General features: G+C 68.4%; 15 protein-coding genes. 8 read left to right on the top strand and 7 right to left on the bottom strand.

Going from position 1 to position 16,607, the window contains the following annotated elements; genetic code table 11:
- Positions 1-61 precede the first annotated feature (61 nt).
- Both ACFQZV_RS01140 and ACFQZV_RS01135 read right to left on the bottom strand, forming a co-directional pair.
- Positions 62-706: a class II aldolase/adducin family protein gene (locus ACFQZV_RS01140; protein WP_378751429.1), complete on the bottom strand. Its 645-nt coding sequence runs from the start codon at positions 704-706 to the stop codon at positions 62-64.
- Between the two features lie 107 nt (positions 707-813).
- The gene (locus ACFQZV_RS01135) at positions 814-1,530 is read right to left on the bottom strand and encodes a GntR family transcriptional regulator (RefSeq protein WP_378751427.1); all 717 of its coding nucleotides are present in this window, start codon (positions 1,528-1,530) and stop codon (positions 814-816) included.
- A 195-nt stretch (positions 1,531-1,725) separates the two neighbouring features.
- On the opposite strand from ACFQZV_RS01135, the gene mtnA reads away from it, so the two are divergent.
- From mtnA to mtnK, 5 genes are all read left to right on the top strand, one after another.
- Positions 1,726-2,751, top strand: a complete 1,026-nt coding sequence (mtnA, locus tag ACFQZV_RS01130; RefSeq protein ID WP_378751425.1) for an S-methyl-5-thioribose-1-phosphate isomerase — start codon at positions 1,726-1,728, stop codon at positions 2,749-2,751.
- Between the two features lie 24 nt (positions 2,752-2,775).
- Positions 2,776-3,888 carry a substrate-binding domain-containing protein gene (locus ACFQZV_RS01125; RefSeq protein ID WP_378751423.1) on the top strand — a complete coding sequence of 371 codons (1,113 nt, stop codon included), beginning with the start codon at positions 2,776-2,778 and terminating at the stop codon, positions 3,886-3,888.
- A 74-nt stretch (positions 3,889-3,962) separates the two neighbouring features.
- Entirely contained in the window at positions 3,963-5,486 is a 1,524-nt protein-coding gene (locus ACFQZV_RS01120) for a sugar ABC transporter ATP-binding protein (RefSeq protein WP_378751421.1), read from the top strand.
- A gap of 1 nt (position 5,487) precedes the next feature.
- Positions 5,488-6,531, top strand: a complete 1,044-nt coding sequence (locus ACFQZV_RS01115) for an ABC transporter permease (RefSeq protein ID WP_378751419.1) — start codon at positions 5,488-5,490, stop codon at positions 6,529-6,531.
- A gap of 44 nt (positions 6,532-6,575) precedes the next feature.
- Entirely contained in the window at positions 6,576-7,796 is a 1,221-nt protein-coding gene (gene mtnK / locus ACFQZV_RS01110; RefSeq protein WP_378751417.1) for an S-methyl-5-thioribose kinase, read from the top strand.
- Positions 7,797-7,868: 72 nt separating this feature from the next.
- Here the strand turns inward: mtnK and ACFQZV_RS01105 are convergent, their stop codons facing one another.
- Positions 7,869-9,338 carry a carboxylesterase/lipase family protein gene (locus ACFQZV_RS01105; protein ID WP_378751416.1) on the bottom strand — a complete coding sequence of 490 codons (1,470 nt, stop codon included), beginning with the start codon at positions 9,336-9,338 and terminating at the stop codon, positions 7,869-7,871.
- Positions 9,339-9,489: 151 nt separating this feature from the next.
- Between ACFQZV_RS01105 and ACFQZV_RS01100 the strand changes: the two genes are divergently transcribed.
- The gene (locus ACFQZV_RS01100; RefSeq protein WP_378751415.1) at positions 9,490-9,936 is read left to right on the top strand and encodes an Hsp20/alpha crystallin family protein; all 447 of its coding nucleotides are present in this window, start codon (positions 9,490-9,492) and stop codon (positions 9,934-9,936) included.
- A 95-nt stretch (positions 9,937-10,031) separates the two neighbouring features.
- Here the strand turns inward: ACFQZV_RS01100 and ACFQZV_RS01095 are convergent, their stop codons facing one another.
- From ACFQZV_RS01095 to galT, 3 genes are all read right to left on the bottom strand, one after another.
- A complete protein-coding gene (locus ACFQZV_RS01095; RefSeq protein ID WP_378751413.1) occupies positions 10,032-10,871 on the bottom strand; it encodes an alpha/beta fold hydrolase in 840 nt (279 codons plus the stop codon).
- 213 nt (positions 10,872-11,084) lie between these two features.
- Positions 11,085-12,245: a galactokinase gene (gene galK, locus ACFQZV_RS01090; RefSeq protein WP_378751411.1), complete on the bottom strand. Its 1,161-nt coding sequence runs from the start codon at positions 12,243-12,245 to the stop codon at positions 11,085-11,087.
- The gene (gene galT, locus ACFQZV_RS01085; RefSeq protein WP_378751525.1) at positions 12,242-13,369 is read right to left on the bottom strand and encodes a galactose-1-phosphate uridylyltransferase; all 1,128 of its coding nucleotides are present in this window, start codon (positions 13,367-13,369) and stop codon (positions 12,242-12,244) included. Before galT ends, galK begins: the two co-directional genes overlap by 4 nt.
- A 103-nt stretch (positions 13,370-13,472) precedes the next feature.
- Between galT and ACFQZV_RS01080 the strand changes: the two genes are divergently transcribed.
- Positions 13,473-14,435 (top strand): LacI family DNA-binding transcriptional regulator, encoded by a 963-nt coding sequence (locus tag ACFQZV_RS01080; protein ID WP_378751409.1) that lies wholly within the window; start codon positions 13,473-13,475, stop codon positions 14,433-14,435.
- A 21-nt stretch (positions 14,436-14,456) separates the two neighbouring features.
- Here the strand turns inward: ACFQZV_RS01080 and ACFQZV_RS01075 are convergent, their stop codons facing one another.
- Positions 14,457-15,296 (bottom strand): CPBP family glutamic-type intramembrane protease, encoded by an 840-nt coding sequence (locus tag ACFQZV_RS01075; RefSeq protein WP_378751407.1) that lies wholly within the window; start codon positions 15,294-15,296, stop codon positions 14,457-14,459.
- 72 nt (positions 15,297-15,368) lie between these two features.
- Here ACFQZV_RS01075 and ACFQZV_RS01070 point away from each other — a divergent pair, with 72 nt between their 5' ends.
- Complete coding sequence (locus tag ACFQZV_RS01070; protein WP_378751405.1) at positions 15,369-16,493, top strand: glycerate kinase; 1,125 nt, start codon at positions 15,369-15,371, stop codon at positions 16,491-16,493.
- Positions 16,494-16,607: the final 114 nt, after the last annotated feature.

Below are 16,607 nucleotides of genomic sequence, written 5' to 3'. Positions count from 1 at the left end.
GGGAGCAGACGAGGGGGATGCCGCGGCCATCGCGGCATCCCCCTCGTTCTCACCCCGTGGCTTACGCGTGGTGCAGATGAGGTTCGGACTCCCAAGGAAAATCGAGATCGTCGCGGCCGGCGACCAGGGCACGATAGGTCATCTCCGCAGCGTTCTCGAGGTTGAGCGCTCGCCGCAGCGCCATATCGAGGTCATCACCTACGGTCGTCGAGCCGTGGTTGCCCATGATCAGGCAATTATGGGTCCGAAGTTGTTCCGCCGCGGTGTCGGCGAGCTCGTCGGAACCGTTCGGGTAGTAGGGCGTGCGGCCGACCGATGCGACGTAGAACGCGTGATCGAGGGTGATGAGTCGCACCGGCACCCGCATGGCATCGAGCAGGATCGCGTGGGCGGGGTGCACGTGAACGACCGAACCGACGTCGGGTCGAGCGAGGTAAGCCCTCTGGTGCAGCTTCCACTCGCTCGATGGACGCGGCGCTCCGCCCACGACGTCGCCGGCAAGGGTCATCACGGTGAAGGAGTCTTCGTCGAACCGGTTGAGCCATGTGCCGGACGCGCTGACGACGAACCGATCGTCATCGAGTCGGACCGAGAGATTCCCAGCGCTCGCCAGCGCGAGGCCTGAGTCCACGATCTCTCCACCCGCGCGGATCAGCTGGCGTACGGCGTCGTGGTGTGCGGTGGGCCGCGGCGCGGAATTCGGCATCGGATCGTCCGTTCGTGCGGTGACTGGTCGGTGTCTCGGGCATCGACCCCCATCGACCGATGCGCTGTTGTCAGACAACCACACCCGAGATGCGCGACGCAAGTGAGTCAGGCGTGTCGGATGATCGAGAAGGTGTATCGACCGTCGATGAAGTAGGTGCGTGAGTACGCGACGGCGCGATCATCCTCGTCGTAGTGCACTTGATCGAGGAGGAGTGCGAGGTCATTGCGTCCGGTCGGCGCGTCCCAGGTGACGTGTTCGGATACGACCGGGTGGATCTCGGCGACCGCACGCACCGGCACGATACCGCGCGCGTCGCGCAGGTAGGCGAACACCGATCCGTCGAGCACGTCGGGCGACTCGCCCTCGGGAAACACTCCGATGGGCAGGAGATCATACGAGTACGCGACGATCTCGCCGTCGGCGAGGATCACACGACGGGTTTCCAGTGCCAGGTCGTTCGCCGTGAGGTCGAGTTTCACGGCTTCTTCGGGCAGCAGGGGCCGAACGATGCGGCTGCGATAACGCATGCTCGGCTCGCGTCCGGTGCGCCGGATCGAGTCGGTGATCGACTCGAGGCGTTCGAGTCCGGCGGTCACCGCAGGCGGCTCCGAGACGAAGGTGCCGACGCCGTGTCGGGTGTGGACGAGGCCGGCCGTCTTGAGCTCGCTCAACGCCGCGCGCACCGTAGGGCGTGAGACCTTGAACCTCTCGCCCAGCTCGGATTCCGTGGGTAGACGCTCTCCGACGCCGAACGTTCCGTCGAGGATGCTCGCGCGAATGCCCGCGACGACGGCATCGACCCGGGAAGCCTTTCGTGCCATTGCGAACCCTTCCTTCGCCCGAGAGCGGATTCTGCTCGACGGACGAGCCTTCGGACGCGCTGCGGCAGTGCGGCGGTCCGTCACAGACATCATGGCAGACGGCCCTGTTGTTAGTTGCATTTGACACAGTTGTCGGACAACCAGTACCGTCCCGAGTGACGCATCGACGGAGTGCGACGAGAGGAGACAACCACGGTGGTTCACGCGATCGATTGGATCGAGGACGACGGCGGCGCAGCCGTCCGCATCATCGATCAGACAGTTCTCCCGCAGGAGGAAGTACACCTCGACCTGCGCACAGTCGATGCCCTCGTCGACGCCATCCAACGGCTCGCGGTGCGGGGAGCGCCCGCGCTTGGAGCAGCCGGCGGCTTCGGTGTCGCCCTCGCCGAACGTCAGGGCGCTCGCGAGGACTGGTCTCCTGCAGAACTCGACGCCGCCATCGAGCGTGTCGCGCTCGCCCGCCCCACGGCGGTGAACCTCGAATGGGGAGCGCGTCGCGTCGATGCCGTCCGCCGTGCGGGTGGCGATGCCCTCGCCGAGGCCCGCACGATCGCGGCCGAAGACGAAGCGGCCAACCGCGAACTCTCACGGCACGGCGCCGACTGGCTTCTCGCCCGAACGGGGAAGTCGACACTGCGCGCGATCACCCACTGCAATACCGGTGCTCTCGCCACGACCGCATGGGGCACGGCCTACGGCGTGCTCAAGGAACTGCACCAGCGGGGTGCCCTCGAGCTGGTGTACGTCGACGAGACCCGCCCGCTCCTTCAGGGAACGCGCCTGACCAGCTGGGAGCTCGCGCAGGATGGTATTCCGCATGTCGTCCAGGTGGACGGCGCCGCAAGTAGCACGATCCTGCGGGGCCTCGTCGACTTCGCGGTCATCGGCGCCGACCGCATCGCCGCGAACGGTGACTCCGCCAACAAGATCGGCTCGGTTGCGCTGGCGCTCGCGGCTCAGCGTGCAGGAATCCCGTTCCTCGTCGCCGCGCCGATGTCGACGGTCGACGTGACGCTCGCGAGCGGTGACCTGATTGAGATCGAAGAGCGAGACGAATCTGAAGTCCTCGCCGTCGGCGGCACCGCGATGTCGGCGCCAGGCGTGCGCGGGTTCAACCCCGCCTTCGACGTGACCCCGCACGACCTCATCGGCGGAATCGTCACCGAGCGTGGCGTCGTCGAGCCCACACGGACCCAACCCGCATTCCCCTCGCACTGATCCCCCTCCAGAAAGGAACCCGCAATGAAGCGCATGACCACCCACCGATTCGGGCGGCGACTCGTCGCCACCGGCGCGATCGGCGCGATCGCCGCGCTCACGCTCGCCGCGTGCAGCCAGGGTGACCCGGTCACCCAGGAGACATCCGACTCCGGCAGTGTCACCGAGGCGACCGACGAGATGCCCGCCGACCTGGTCGGCGCCAAGATCGCCATCGTGCAGCAGGCCGGCCAGGGCGACTACTTCCAGCAGTACCTCAACGGCACGCGTCAGCAGGCCGAGGCGCTCGGCTTCGAGCTGTCGGTCTACGACGCTCAGGGGGACAACGCCACGCAGGCCACCCAGCTCGACCAGGCCATCTCGTCCGACGTCGACGCGATCATCGTCCGGCACGGATTCCCCGACACGCTCTGCCCCGGTGTGAACGATGCCATCGGCAAGGGCATCGCTGTCATCGCCTACGACGTGAACGTCTCGGAGTGCGCCGACGGAGTCATTCAGACCCAGCAGTCCGACGAAATCATGGCGCAGCTGGTGCTCGACCGCATGTATCAGGACATCGGAGACGACGTTCCCGTCGGCTACGTCAATGTCGAGGGCATCGCACCGCTCGATCGTCGCGACGCCGTCTGGCGCGAGTACGTCGCCGACAACGCGTGGGACCAGCTGTTCAAGACGGGCTCGTTCACGAGTTCGTCGGCGAGCGACAGCGCCCCGATGGTCGCCGCGGCGGCTCAGGCGAACCCCGGCATCGTCGCGGTGTACGCGCCGTACGACGAGTTCACCAAGGGCACGCTGACCGGTCTCGACCAGGTCAGCGGCACGGAGGACGTTCTGGTCTACGGCGCCGACATCTCGAACGCCGACATCGAGCTGATGCGCGCCGACGGCAGCCGGTGGGTGGCCACCGGGGCGACGGATCCCAACGCGATCGGTGCGGCGGTGCTGCGCACGCTCGCGCTGTCGATGGCCGGTGAACTGAACGAGGAGCTCGTCGAGTTCCCGCCCGTTCTCGTGACCCAGGAGATGCTGCGCGATGAGGACATCCAGAACATGGACGGTCTTCGCGCGGCAGTTCCCGAACTCAATCTGTCCGAGGTCTCCAGCGCAGCCTGGATCCCGGTCGTCAGCTTCTGACACCTCAGGATGGGGCGCCGCAGGGCGCCCCATCCACCCCTCCCCACCGCTCAGCGAGGAGCAGCGAATTCCCCATGAGTACTCCGCAACCCGAACCCGTGCTCGAACTGCGCGACCTCCGCAAGTCCTTCGGCGCCAACGCCGTCCTCAAGGGCGTGGATCTCTCGCTGCGTCCCGGGCGGATCACCGCACTGCTCGGCGCGAACGGCGCGGGCAAGTCCACACTCATCAAGGCGCTGTCAGGCGTCCACGATCCCACCGCGGGCGAGATTCTCGTCGATGGCAAGCCCGTCGAGCTGGAGAACCCGATCGCTGCATCCCGGCTCGGGGTGCGAACAGTGCACCAACGCATCGACGACGCGATCGTCCCGGGACTCAGCGTCGCCGAGAATCTGGTGTTCGAGCAGATCGCGTTGAGGGAGGCGCCACCCGTCGCTTCGCTCGGGTCGCTCCTTCCGCGCGCACGGAAGGTCGCCGCGGCCCTCTCGCTGGAGTGGGACGATGCCTTCCTCAAGCAGGATGTGTTCGAGCTGGGCATCGCCGACTGCCAGATGCTGTTGCTCGCTCGCGCGCTCGTCACCGAGCCCAAGGTCCTCATCCTCGATGAGCCGACGTCGACCCTGTCGCAGTCGGAGGCAGAGCGTCTGTTCGAGACGATCCTCAAGCTGCGCGATGACGGGGTCGCGATCCTCCATGTATCCCACCGACTCGCAGAGATCGAACAGCTCGCCGACGACATCGTCGTGTTGCGCGACGGGCGCATCACCGCGACGCAAGACCGGCCTTTCGATTTCGCCGCGGCCGTCACATCGATGCTCGGCGAAGGCATGACCGGTGACATCGCCCGGTTGGAGCACCTCGTCGGCGACCAGGTCGCGATAGAACTCACGGGTCACCAGATCTTTCCCGAGTCACCGGCGCTCTCGATGCAACTGCGTGGGGGCGAGGTGACCGGCGTGATCGGACTCATCGGCGCCGGCAAGACCGAACTCGCCGAGCACATGTTCGGTGAGACCACGACGCCCCACGGCGGTTCGATGACTCTTCGCGGGCGACCATATTCGCCGCGTCACCCGAAGCATGCGATCGCAAACGGCGTCTACCTCGTGCCCGAGGATCGCGCGGCTCAGGGGATGATGCCGGGGTGGTCGATCGCCAAGACGTTCAGCCTTCCCTTTCTCTCGCGTTTCGCTCGCGGATCCCTCCTGCAGCCGAAATCCGAAACTCAGCGTGCTGCGCAGGCCATCGATGAATTCGGCGTCGTCGCCACCGGCCCGGGGCAGAGCGTCGACGCGCTTTCGGGCGGCAATCAGCAGAAGGTGATGGTCGCGCGATGGATGCAAACCCCACCCGACGTCCTCGTCTTGGACGAGCCGTTCCGCGGAGTGGACATCGGCGCGCGTCGCGAGATCGCGCGCCGTGCGCGGGCGCAGGCGGCCGACGGAAGCTGCGTCGTCATGCTCTGCAGCGACGTGGATGAACTTCGCGAGATCGCCGACCGCGTTCTCGTCCTCGTCGAGGGGCGGATCACCCTCGACGCACGTATTGACACAGTGACCGACGAGCAGATCGTCCAAAGCATGACGGAGGTGGCTTGAGATGGCCGACACGACGACACTTCGAGCACAGCGCGACACGCGCGCCGGCGACCTCATCCGCGACGGTGTCGTGAAGTACGGCTTCATCGCCGTCACGATCATCGCCTTCGTGTTCTTCGCCATCACCCAGCCGGCGTTCGCGACCCCGGAGTCTCTGTTCTCGATGCTGAAGTTCGCATCGGTGACGGCGATCCTCGGCCTCGGCGTGATGTTCAGCATGATCGTCGGGGGGCTCGATCTGTCGATCGGATCCGTCGCGGGGCTGGCCGTGCAGCTGGTGGCGGTGACAATGGTGTTCTACAACCTCACCGGCGTCACGGCCGTCGGCGTCGCGCTCGTTGCGGGCCTCCTCGTCGGCCTGCTCAACGCCTTCCTCATCGTCGTGTGCAAGATCCCCGATCTTCTTGCGACGCTGGGTGTGATGTTCGTCATCCAGGGGGTCAAGCTGATCCCGGTGTCGGGCCAGTCGGTCTCGTCAGGCATGATCCTCCCGAACGGCGAGACCGCGCCGGGCAAGTTCGACCCGGCGTTCCTGCTCATCGACCGCGGCACGATCGGCCCCGTTCCGATCCCCGTCGTGATCATGCTCGTCCTCGTCGTGCTCTCGTGGTTCGTGCTCACGCGGACGTCGTGGGGTCGCGTGCTGTACGCCGTCGGCGCCAATCCTGAAGCGGCCCGGCTCTCGGGCATCCGAGTGGGGCTCTATCGCGGTGGCGCCTACGTCGTCTCGTCGCTCTTCGCGTCCGTTGCCGGCATCATCCTCGTGTCGCGAATCGGTCAGGGTGATGTGAACGCGGGGTCATCGAGTCTGCTCGAGGCCGTCGCCGTCGCTCTCGTCGGCACGTCGGTGCTGGGCATCGGCAAGCCGAACGCGTGGGGTACGCTCCTGGGCGCTGTCCTCGTCGCCATCGTGCTGACGGGAATGACCATGGCCGGGTTCCAGTACTACTTCCAAGACACGGCGAAGGGGCTCGTGCTGATTGTGGCGCTGTTGTTCTCGTTCACGCTGTCTCGGCGCAAGTCGCGCTACTCGCCAGCGACATGACCGTCGTTGCCACCGATCAGTCGTCTCCATCGAAAGGACGGACAATGTCGACCGAGTACGAATTCCTCACCGAAAAGAACGTCGGCACCTATATCGCCTCGCGGCCCGAACTCCAGGCGCGGATCGACGGGGCACGTCTTGCGGAGGTCCGCGAGATCGGCGACGGCAACCTGAACGTGGTCTTCCACGTGACGGATGCCGATGGCCGCTCGATGATCCTGAAGCAATCGTTGCCCTATGTGCGGATGACCGGTGAGGGGTGGCCCATGACTCCGGATCGTGCGCGTCGCGAGGCGGAATCGCTCGTCGCACACGGCGCGATCCGCGCGGACCTTGTCGTCGAGGTCATCGGATACGACCACGATCGCTACGTGCTCGCGCTCGAAGATCTCTCGGATCACCGCGTGTGGCGCGGGGCGCTGAACGACGGCGAGTATCACGACGGCGTGGCCGCGCAACTCGGCGAGTACGTCGCCGGTGTCGCCGTCGGTACATCGGTGCTGGGAATGGACCGCGGGGACGTCGCGGAGGCGATGGCTCGATCCCAGAACGCCGAGCTGTGTGTGATCACCGAGGATCTCGTGTTCACGGAGCCCGTTTTCGACATCGGGCGCAACTCCGTCCTGCCGGCGAACGAGCCGGATGCTGCAGCCCTCGCGGGTGACGCGGTGTTCGCCAGCGCGATGAGCGAAGCCAAGTGGCGGTTCATGACCCATGCCGAGGCGCTGATCCATGGAGACCTCCACACCGGGTCGGTCATGGTGCGCGGTTCCGGTGAGGCGGGTGACGCCGCTGACTCGGTCAAGGTGTTCGATTCGGAGTTCGCGTTCTACGGCCCGATCGCGTTCGACCTCGGTGCTCTGTTCGCGAACTACGCGTTCGCGGCCGCGCGCGCCCGAGCGCTGGGAGAAGACGAGCGTGCGGCGTGGGCACTGGGACTCATCGACCAGACCTGGCAAGGATTCGCCGACACGGATCTCGCCCTCAGTGAGCGCTGGCTCGAACGTGACCTCTTCAATCGCGACTTCGCTGAGCGGCGGGTGGCCGAGATCCTGCGCGAGGCAGCGCTGTTCGCGTCGGCCAAGATGGCGCGCCGTATCGTCGGTGCGGCGAAGGTGGCCGATATCGAGACGCTCGATCCCGAGTTGCGCGCGCCGGCGGCCCGTGCGGTCCTGAGCGCGGCGAGGGCGCTCGCTGCGCGATGGGACTCGGTCGCGGGCGTGCGCGATATCCGCGACACGCTCGACGCGCAGATCCTCGGGTGATCGCGCTGACGTGACACAGCGAGGGGGATGCCGCGGCCATCGCGGCATCCCCCTCGTCGCATCACGCTCTCGTCACACCAGGGCGAGCACGCTCGCATAGGCGTCGCGAGCCACATCGGGCTGGGAAGCGGGCCCGCCGAAGACGCGTGCGGTGCCCGGTTCGCCGGACCACGCCAGCCACCCGGGCGCGCGGGTGCGGACGAACGCGGTTGCCGCATCGTGCAGCGCGTTCGCGAGAGCGCGGGGCGGCTGCGGTCCGGCAAGTCGGGTCACGCCATCGGCGTCGAGCACGTCGAACCAGAACGGGACGTCGAGGCAGTGAAGCGCCCAGCCGCGGGTCGGTGAAGCCCACGCGAACCGGTACACCCAGGTCGGGGCTTCTCCGCGAGCATCGGCGACCCGAACCACCGTGACGCGAAAGACCGCGTCTGTCACGTACCGCCCCAGGACCGCCGCCGTTCCCTTCCGCCGCTGCTCGGTGTTCGCGGCGAGGTAGTCCCTGCGTCGGCGCGGGTCGGGGGCGACCACTGCCAGAGCCAGTGATGCCGGCACGAGGCCGAGCGGGTGCTTGGCCGCATCCGTCATCGTCGTGAATTCGTCGTCGGTGCTGCCGATGACGAGAGGTTTGTCGGCGCCGACGCCCGCGGCGAGCGATGTCACGGTGTCGCGGAGGAGTAGGTCTCCGTCGATGACCGGACCCCACGGCGAGCCTTGGCTGATGAGCTCCCGTGCCTTCTCCCACGGGCGTGCCGGTGGGGGGTTCGTGGCGTCATGCTGGAGCGCATGCAGGCGCTCCTCGCTGACCGCTGCGAATCCGGCTCGAGTGGGGGCGACACCGGCGAGGTTCGCCAACTTCGCCGACACGGTGCGTGCCTGCTCGGCGGGGATGTCGCCGAGCGCCGGAGAGAGTGCCCACACGGCCGAGAAGAGATGCTGCGCGGCGGGCATCGCGAGAAGGGTGAGCACCGCGCCACCGCCGGCGGATTGACCGGCGATCGTCACCCGGTCGGGGTCCCCGCCGAAAGCTCCGATGTTGCGCTGTACCCATTCGAGGGCTGCGAGCCAATCGCGCACGGCGCGGTTGCTCGGTGCGCCCTCGATGTGGCCGAACCCGTCGAATCCCAGGCGGTACGACACGGTCACCGTGACGACGCCGTCGCGGTTGAAGGATCGGCCGTCGTACCAGGGGCTCGCCGGGGACCCGCCGGTGTACCCGCCGCCGTGGATCCACACCATGACCGGAAGTCGGGCGTCGTCTGCGGGGGCAGGAGTGAAGACATTGACGTTCAGCGTGGAATCGCCCGCGACGGAGGGCTCGGGGATGAGCGTCTCGCCGGGGTCGCCGCGCTGCGCGGTGGCGCCGAACTCGACCGCGTCGCGCACCCCTTCCCACCGTTCGACCGGCACGGGGGCCGCGAACCTCAGGTCGCCGACCGGCGGCTGGGCGAAGGGGATGCCGAGAAACGCCGCCGAGTCTCCACGCCACACGCCACGTACACGGCCGGACGCGGTGTCGACGAGGGGTGGGCTGTCAGCAGACATCACGGCCTCCTTGGTGCGAGTGGGACCATCCTTTCGCACACCTGAGAATTCGCCGAAACGGTATTAGCACTCTCTGGTCGAGAGTGCTAATCTGAGTCTTGCTTGAGTCGAAGCAACTCAAGTTTCGAAGCCTCAGACACAAGGAGACACCATGGCGACGTATGACCCGTTCCGTGACCTCGACCGTCTCGCAACGAGCCTCTTCGACCAGCGCCGCGGACCGCGCCGCATGCCGATGGACCTGTACCGCGACGGCGACCACTATGTGCTCACCGCCGACCTTCCGGGGATCGACCCGGGCTCGGTCGACGTCGACGTCGACGGCCAGCTGCTCACCATCCGCGCCGAGCGCACGCTGCCGTCGGGTGACGGCGTCAAGTGGATCACGCGCGAGCGTGAGGCGGCGTCGTTCCTGCGCCAGCTCAACCTCGGCCAGGGAATCGACACCGAGCGCATCTCGGCCAGCTACACCAACGGTGTGCTGAGCGTGACGATCCCGGTGAGCGAGAAGGCGAAGCCGCGCAAGATCGACGTCACGACCGACGCCGGCTCGGTGATGCGCGCGAGCGAGAGCGAACCGCAGCCCGTCGAGCAGTAATCGACTACTGAGAAGGCCCAGTCGGAATCGAACCGGCTGGGCCTTCTTGTGCGCCTACGGTGATGCCTGTGGCCGGGCGCGGTCAGTGCGGGGCGTCAGCGCGTGGCGAGGAAGGCCAGAAGTGCTTCGTTCACTTCTGCGCCGTGCGTCCACAACAGGCCGTGCGGCGCCCCCTCGATCTCGACGTACACCGCCGAGGGCAGCAGGTCGCGAAACCGCCGGGCGGTCACATCGATCGGCAGAATGTTGTCCGCCGTGCCGTGAAGGATCAACGCGGGCACGGTGATCGCCGGGATGTCGTCGCGGAAGTCCGTCGGCCACGTCAGGGGGGCGGCGGCGATCGCGGCGTTGCCGGCCGACCCCGCCACGCGCACGCTCGCATCCACGGCCGCCTGCGAGATGCGCGAGCCGAGGGTGTCGTCGAGATTGTAGAAGTCGCCGAAGAAGCCCGAGACGAACGCATATCGGTCGTCACGGACGCTGGCTGCTATCCCGTCGAAGAACTCCTGCGGTCCCGCGCCGTCGGGATTGTCGTCGGTCTTCAGGAGGTAGGGCTCGAGCGAACCGAGAAACGCCGCCTTCGCGACGCGATCCGCGCCGTAGCGGGAGAGATAGCGCGCGATCTCTCCCGTGCCCATCGAGAAGCCGACGAGCACGGTGTCGGTGAGGTCGAGGTCTTCCATGAGCGCGTGAAGGTCGGCTGCGAACGTGTCGTAGTCGTATCCGCCGCCGGTCTTCGACGACTGTCCGAACCCGCGGCGGTCGTAGGCGATCACGCGGTAGCCGGCATCCAGCAGTGCCGCCTGCTGCTTGCCCCACGACTCCCCGTTCAGGGGAAAGCCGTGGATGAGGACGACCGGTTGTCCGCTGCCCTGGTCGGTGTAGTAGATGTCGACGTCGGCCGAGTTCTCCGTCCCGACGGTGAGGTATGCCACGTTCGCCTGACCTTTCCGCCGGGGGTGTTTCCGGCATCCTCCGACGCTACGCCGTCGCCGCGACGCAGTGAAGGGGTTGCCTCCGTCCGGCCCAGCGAGACTCGCTCTTCACGGCGAGAATCGCCCACTGTGGGCGAGTGTCGCGCTCACGATCAATTCTCGCGGCGTGGGGCGAAGGTTGCGGGCGGGCGCTGGGGTTGCGGGTGGAAGACGTCAGTCGTCGCGCGCGGCGCCCGCCGACGGTGCCACGGTGAAGCAGGTGGGTGCACGGAACCCGGATGCCGCGAACGCGGCGGTTGCGGCATCCACCACGGCGTCGACGTCGTCGCGGGCCACCAGAGCGATCGCGGCGCCGCCGAAGCCGCCGCCGGTCATGCGTGCGCCGAGGGCACCCGCAGCGAGGGAGGCCTCGACGGCGGTGTCCAACTCGGGTACCGAGATCTCGAAGTCATCACGCATCGACGCATGCGACGCGACGAGCAGCGGGCCGATCGCCCGCGGCCCCTCGCTGCGCAGCACCTGGACCGTGTCGATCACCCGCTGGTTCTCGGTCACAATGTGCCGCACTCGCCGAAAGGTCACGTTGTCGAGAAGTTCGGCGGCGCGGGGAAGATCCTCCACCCTCACATCGCGCAGAGCCGCGACACCGAGTGCAGCCGCGCCTCGCTCGCACGCAGTGCGGCGGTCGCCGTATCCGCCGCTGGCGTGCGCATGCGCGACGCCGGTGTCGATCACGACGAGCTCGAGCCCGGCATCCACGAAGCCGAGGTCGACCAGTTCGGCAGTCAGCGTCCGACAGTCGAGGAAGATCGCGGCATCCGCGCGTCCGGTCATCGACGCCATTTGATCCATGATTCCCGTTGGCGCGCCGACGGCGTCGTTCTCGGCCCGTCGGCCTGCCCGGGCGAGCGTGGAGCGGTCGAGGCCGAGCTGCCACACGTCGTTGAGTGCTGCGGCCGTGGCGCTCTCGATGGCCGCCGACGACGACAGGCCTGCGCCGATCGGTACGTTCGAGGCGAACGCCAGGTCCACCCCGCGACGGCCCTCTGCGCCGAGCGCCCACGCCACGCCGAGCGGGTAGCGCGCCCAGTCGGGTACTTCGTCGCGCTGTGCGGGAAAGAGGCTGTCGAGCGCGCGGAGTGCGACCTCGACGGTGTCGCCGGTCAGCGCGGACACGACGCGGATGCGATCATCGTCGCGTAGCCCGAGGGAGACCGCCGTGCGGTGCTGGATGGCGAAGGGGAGCACGAAGCCGTCGTTGTAGTCCGTGTGCTCACCGATGAGATTCACTCGACCCGGCGCCGACCAGGTGCCGATCGGTGTCGAGGAGAAGGCCTCCACGAAGAGGGCGCGAGCGGCGCTCGTGGCGTTCACGCGTCGACCTCCGGAACCCGCGCGAGGGCGTCCCGAAGCCGGTTCGCCTGTTCCTCCGGGGGGATGTCGGCAATCCAGGCGCCCATCGCGGCCTCCGACCCGGCGAGGTATTTGAGCTTGTCCGCCGCGCGCCGCGGGGAGGTGAGCTGCAGGTGCAGACGCACAGTGTCGCGGCCTTCTTCAACCGGCGCCTGATGCCAGGCGGCGATGTACGGGGTGGGGGTGTCGTACAGCGCATCGACACCGCGCAGCAGCCGCAGGTAGAGCGGTGCGAGCTCGTCGCGCTCGGCGTCGGTCGTCGCGGCGAAGTCGGCGACCTGACGGTGGGGCAAGAGGTGCACCTCGACGGGCCAGCGCGCGGCGAACGGGACGAAGGCCGTCCAGTGCTCGCCCTGCAGCACAACGCGCTCGGAGTGGCGCTCGAAAGCCAGGATGCGGTCGAAGAGGTCGACGCCCTCGGCGTCGATCTGGGTGAGCAGCGTGCGGGTGCGCGGCGTGACGTAGGGGTAGGCGTAGATCTGGCCGTGGGGGTGGGGGAGGGTGACGCCGATCGCCTCGCCGCGGTTCTCGAAGGGGAACACCTGTGCGACGCCGGGCACTGCCGAGAGTGCAGCTGTACGGTCGGCCCACGCCTCGATCACCGTGCGTGCGCGTGTTCGGGTCTGCGTGCCGAACGATCCCTCGTGCTCAGGGCTGAAGCAGACGACCTCGCATCGGCCGACGGAGGGGCGCTCGGCGCCGAGGCCGGCGGTGCCGAGCGGAGCGGGGTCGCCGGTGGCGGGCCCGAAGGACGGCGACTTGTTCTCGAATACCGCCACGTCGTATCGCGACGGGATCTCCGACGGGTTGGCCGAGGTCTGCGGGGCGAGGGGATCGAGTTCGGCGGGGGGAAGGAACGCGCGGTTCTGTCGCGCGGCGGCAACCGAGACCCAGTCGCCGGTGAGGACGTCGTGGCGCATGGTCGCCGTCGCGGGACGTGGTGCGGGTTCTCGGATGTCGGAACCGCGGTCGTCGGGAAGCTCAGAGCCGGGGTCGTCGAAGTAGATGAGTTCCCGACCGTCGGAGAGCCGCGTCGTGCGCTTGACGACGCCCGCGCCGAGGGTCGTCGGGGTCATCGGGGGCATGTTCACGTCAACACGCTAGGCGACAAGCAGTGATAACGTCAACATCATCCGGCGAGGGCGGAGTGGGAAGAGGCGGCGAGTGGCGCAGGAACGACGAACGTCGATGGCGGATGTCGCCGCCCGCGCCGGTGTGTCCGGTCAGACCGTTTCTCGCGTTGTCAACGCGAGTCCGCGTGTGGATCCGGCGACGCGTGCGCGCGTGGAGGCGGCGATGCGCGACCTCGGGTACCGCCCGCACCGTGCTGCGCGCGCGCTGCGCACCGGGCGAAGCCGCACGATCGGTGTGGTCGCCTCGACGCTCGCGACTGTGGGGAACTACCGCATGCTGCAGGCCGTCGCGGATGCTGCAGGCCAACGCGGATACGCCGTCACCGCCGTGACAGTGACGGGAACGGACACCCTCGCCTCCGCGTTCCGAACGCTGGTGGACCAGGGCGTCGATGGAGCCATCGTGTTGAACGAAGCCACCGCCCTCGCGCGCGGCGTCGATGCACCGACCGGCGTGCGCCTCGTCGTCGTGGACGCACCCCTTGACGCCGGGTTCGGTGTGGTCGCATCCGACCACGCGGCGGGCGCGCGGACGGCGACCGAGCATCTCCTGGCAGGCGGCCACGAGACGGTGGCGCACCTTGCAGGACCCGCCGATTCGTTCGCCGCGCAGGAGCGTGAACGCGGGTGGCGGGCGGCGCTGCTGGCCGCCGGACGCACGCCGCTCGACGTCGTGCGCGGCGATTGGAGCGCGGCATCCGGATATCGGGTCGGCATCGTCCTGGCTGACGATCCTCGCGCGCCCGCGGTGTTCGTCGCCAACGACCAGATGGCACTCGGGCTGTTGCGCGCGATCGCCGACCGTGACCGACGCGTCCCCGAGGATGTCGCCGTCGTCGGCTTCGACGATGTTCCGGATGCGGCGAACTACCGCCCGCCGCTCACCACGGTCCGCCAGGACTTCGACACGCTCGGCGAGCAGGCCGTGCATGCGCTCATCGATACGATCGGCGGCGCCGAGCCGGCGGCGGCGCTGATCCACACACGTCTGATCGTGCGCGACAGCAGCGGGGCCTGAGTCGCCGGGCAGGACCCCGTCTCAGCGCAGCGCCGGTGCCTCCAGCACGCGCCCACGGATGAGGAACAGCGCGACGACGCCGAACCCGATCACCACGACGTTGCCGAACGACGCGATCGAGAGGAACACGTCCTGGTGCGCCGTCGACGAAGAGGCGTCGATGTCGCCGTTCGCGAGGAACAGCGTGGGGTCGGTGAGGGCGTGTAGAAGGATCGCCCAGAGGATGTTGCCGGTCACCCGCATCACCAGGTACATGCAGATGCCGAAGAAGAACGCGTAGGTGACGAGGATGAGCGTGCCCCACGACAGCCCCGAGCCGATGGAATCGACGGAGTGCATGAGCGCGAAGATCGCCGCAGCGACGACGGCCGCGATGCGCTCGCTGTAGCCGCCCTTGCGGAGCAGCCCGAGGGCGGCGCCGCGGGTGACGAGCTCTTCGGTCAGACCGATGAAGAGGCCGGCGAACAGCGTGAGCGGCACGACGCCTGCGGCGTAAGCACCGTAGTCGAGGCCGATGAGGCGCAGGACGACCGGGAGGGCGACGATCGCGACGGCGATCCACATCCATCCACGCCCCTCGACGGGCTGGCGGCGAAAGAGCGGCCCGAGCCACCCGATCGATGCGAGGAACACCAGGATGATGACACTGCCGATCACCTCGGGCGCGAGCAGCAGAACAAGGACGTCGGCGACGCTGGCGAACGGACTCGAGCGGTCGAGTGAGCCGCGGAACGCGGTGCCCAGAATCCAGCTGGCGCCGAGGAACAACGCGAGGTAGACGCCGGCGACGAGGATCGCCTTCCAGAAGCCGCCGCGGTTCCAGAAGCCTTCGCGGTTCTGCCAGAAGTCGTTCGTCGTCATCGTTCCAGCCTGCCGCATCCGTCGCCGATCCCGCCCCCGCGCATCGCACACGGCACGCAATAGACTCCCGCCGTGACCCGAGTCGTCTTCGCGCCCGACAGTTTCAAGGGGTCGATCGGTGCGGCGGATGCCGCCACCGCGCTCGCCGAAGGGTGGCGCAGCGTGCGGCCCGGCGATGAGACGGTGCTTCGACCGATGGCCGATGGCGGGGAAGGGACCCTCGAGGCATTCGCGGCGGCGGTGCCCGGAGCGGTGCGTCGACCGGTCGTCGTGATCGGACCGGACGGTCGAGCCGTCGAGTCGTCCTGGCTGCTTTTGCCACCCACCGCCGATGCCCCGCGAGGGACGGCGGTGGTGGAACTCGCCTCGACGAGTGGGATCGAACTCCTCGGTGAGCGACGGCTCGGCGCCGATGCGGGGACCGAGGGATTCGGTCAGGCCATTGCCGCGGCCCTCGATGCCGGGGTGTCGCGCCTCGTTCTCGGGATCGGGTCGAGCGCGTCGACGGACGGCGGCGCCGGCGTGCTGGCCGCACTCGGGGCTCGCATCCTGGACGGCGAGGGGCGGGCTATCGCCCCGGGAGTGCGCGGGCTCGACACCGTGGCGTCCGTCGATTTGTCGTCGCTGCGCCCCCTTCCGCCCGGTGGGGTCGTCGTGCTCACCGACGTGACGAACCCCCTGCTCGGAGAGCGGGGGTCCGCGGCGGTGTTCGGAGCCCAGAAGGGGCTCACGGGCGGGGAGATCTCTGTGGCGGACGCCGCGCTCGCCCGCTTCGCGACCCTCGTCGCTGCGAAGGCACCTGCCGCGGACCCCGAAACCCCGGGCGCGGGCGCCGCAGGCGGTGCGGGGTTCGGGTTGTGCGCGTGGGGTGCGCGGATCCGTCCGGGTGCGGACGATGTCGCCGCGCTCATCGGTCTGCCCGAGGTCGTGGCCACCGCATCCGTCGTGATCACGGGCGAAGGGTCCTTCGACGCGCAGTCCGCCGCGGGCAAGGTGCCCGCTCAGGTCGCACGTCTCGCCCACGCTGTGGGTACGCGAGCGGCGTTGGTGGCGGGACGCGTCTCGCCGGACGCCGACACGAGTGCGTTCGCGGCATCCGTCTCACTGTCGGAGCTCGCCGGATCGCCGGAGGATGCGCTCGCCGACCCCGCGCGATGGTTGCGCGAGGCCGCAGCCACGCTCGCGCATCGCCGCTGACGCGGCTGCCCCTCGCCCTGGTGGGGTCGCCTTAGGCCCTGGTGGGGCCGCCCCTCGCCCGGGCCGCACCCCCGCGAGAATTGGATCCGGTGGTGAGAATCACCCACCACAGCC

The organism is Microbacterium koreense, assembly GCF_042677105.1.
Classification (GTDB): Bacteria; Actinomycetota; Actinomycetes; order Actinomycetales; family Microbacteriaceae; genus Microbacterium; species Microbacterium koreense.
The sequence above is the reverse complement of the archived record's forward strand: the minus strand, read 5'-3'. Positions and strand labels throughout refer to the sequence as shown.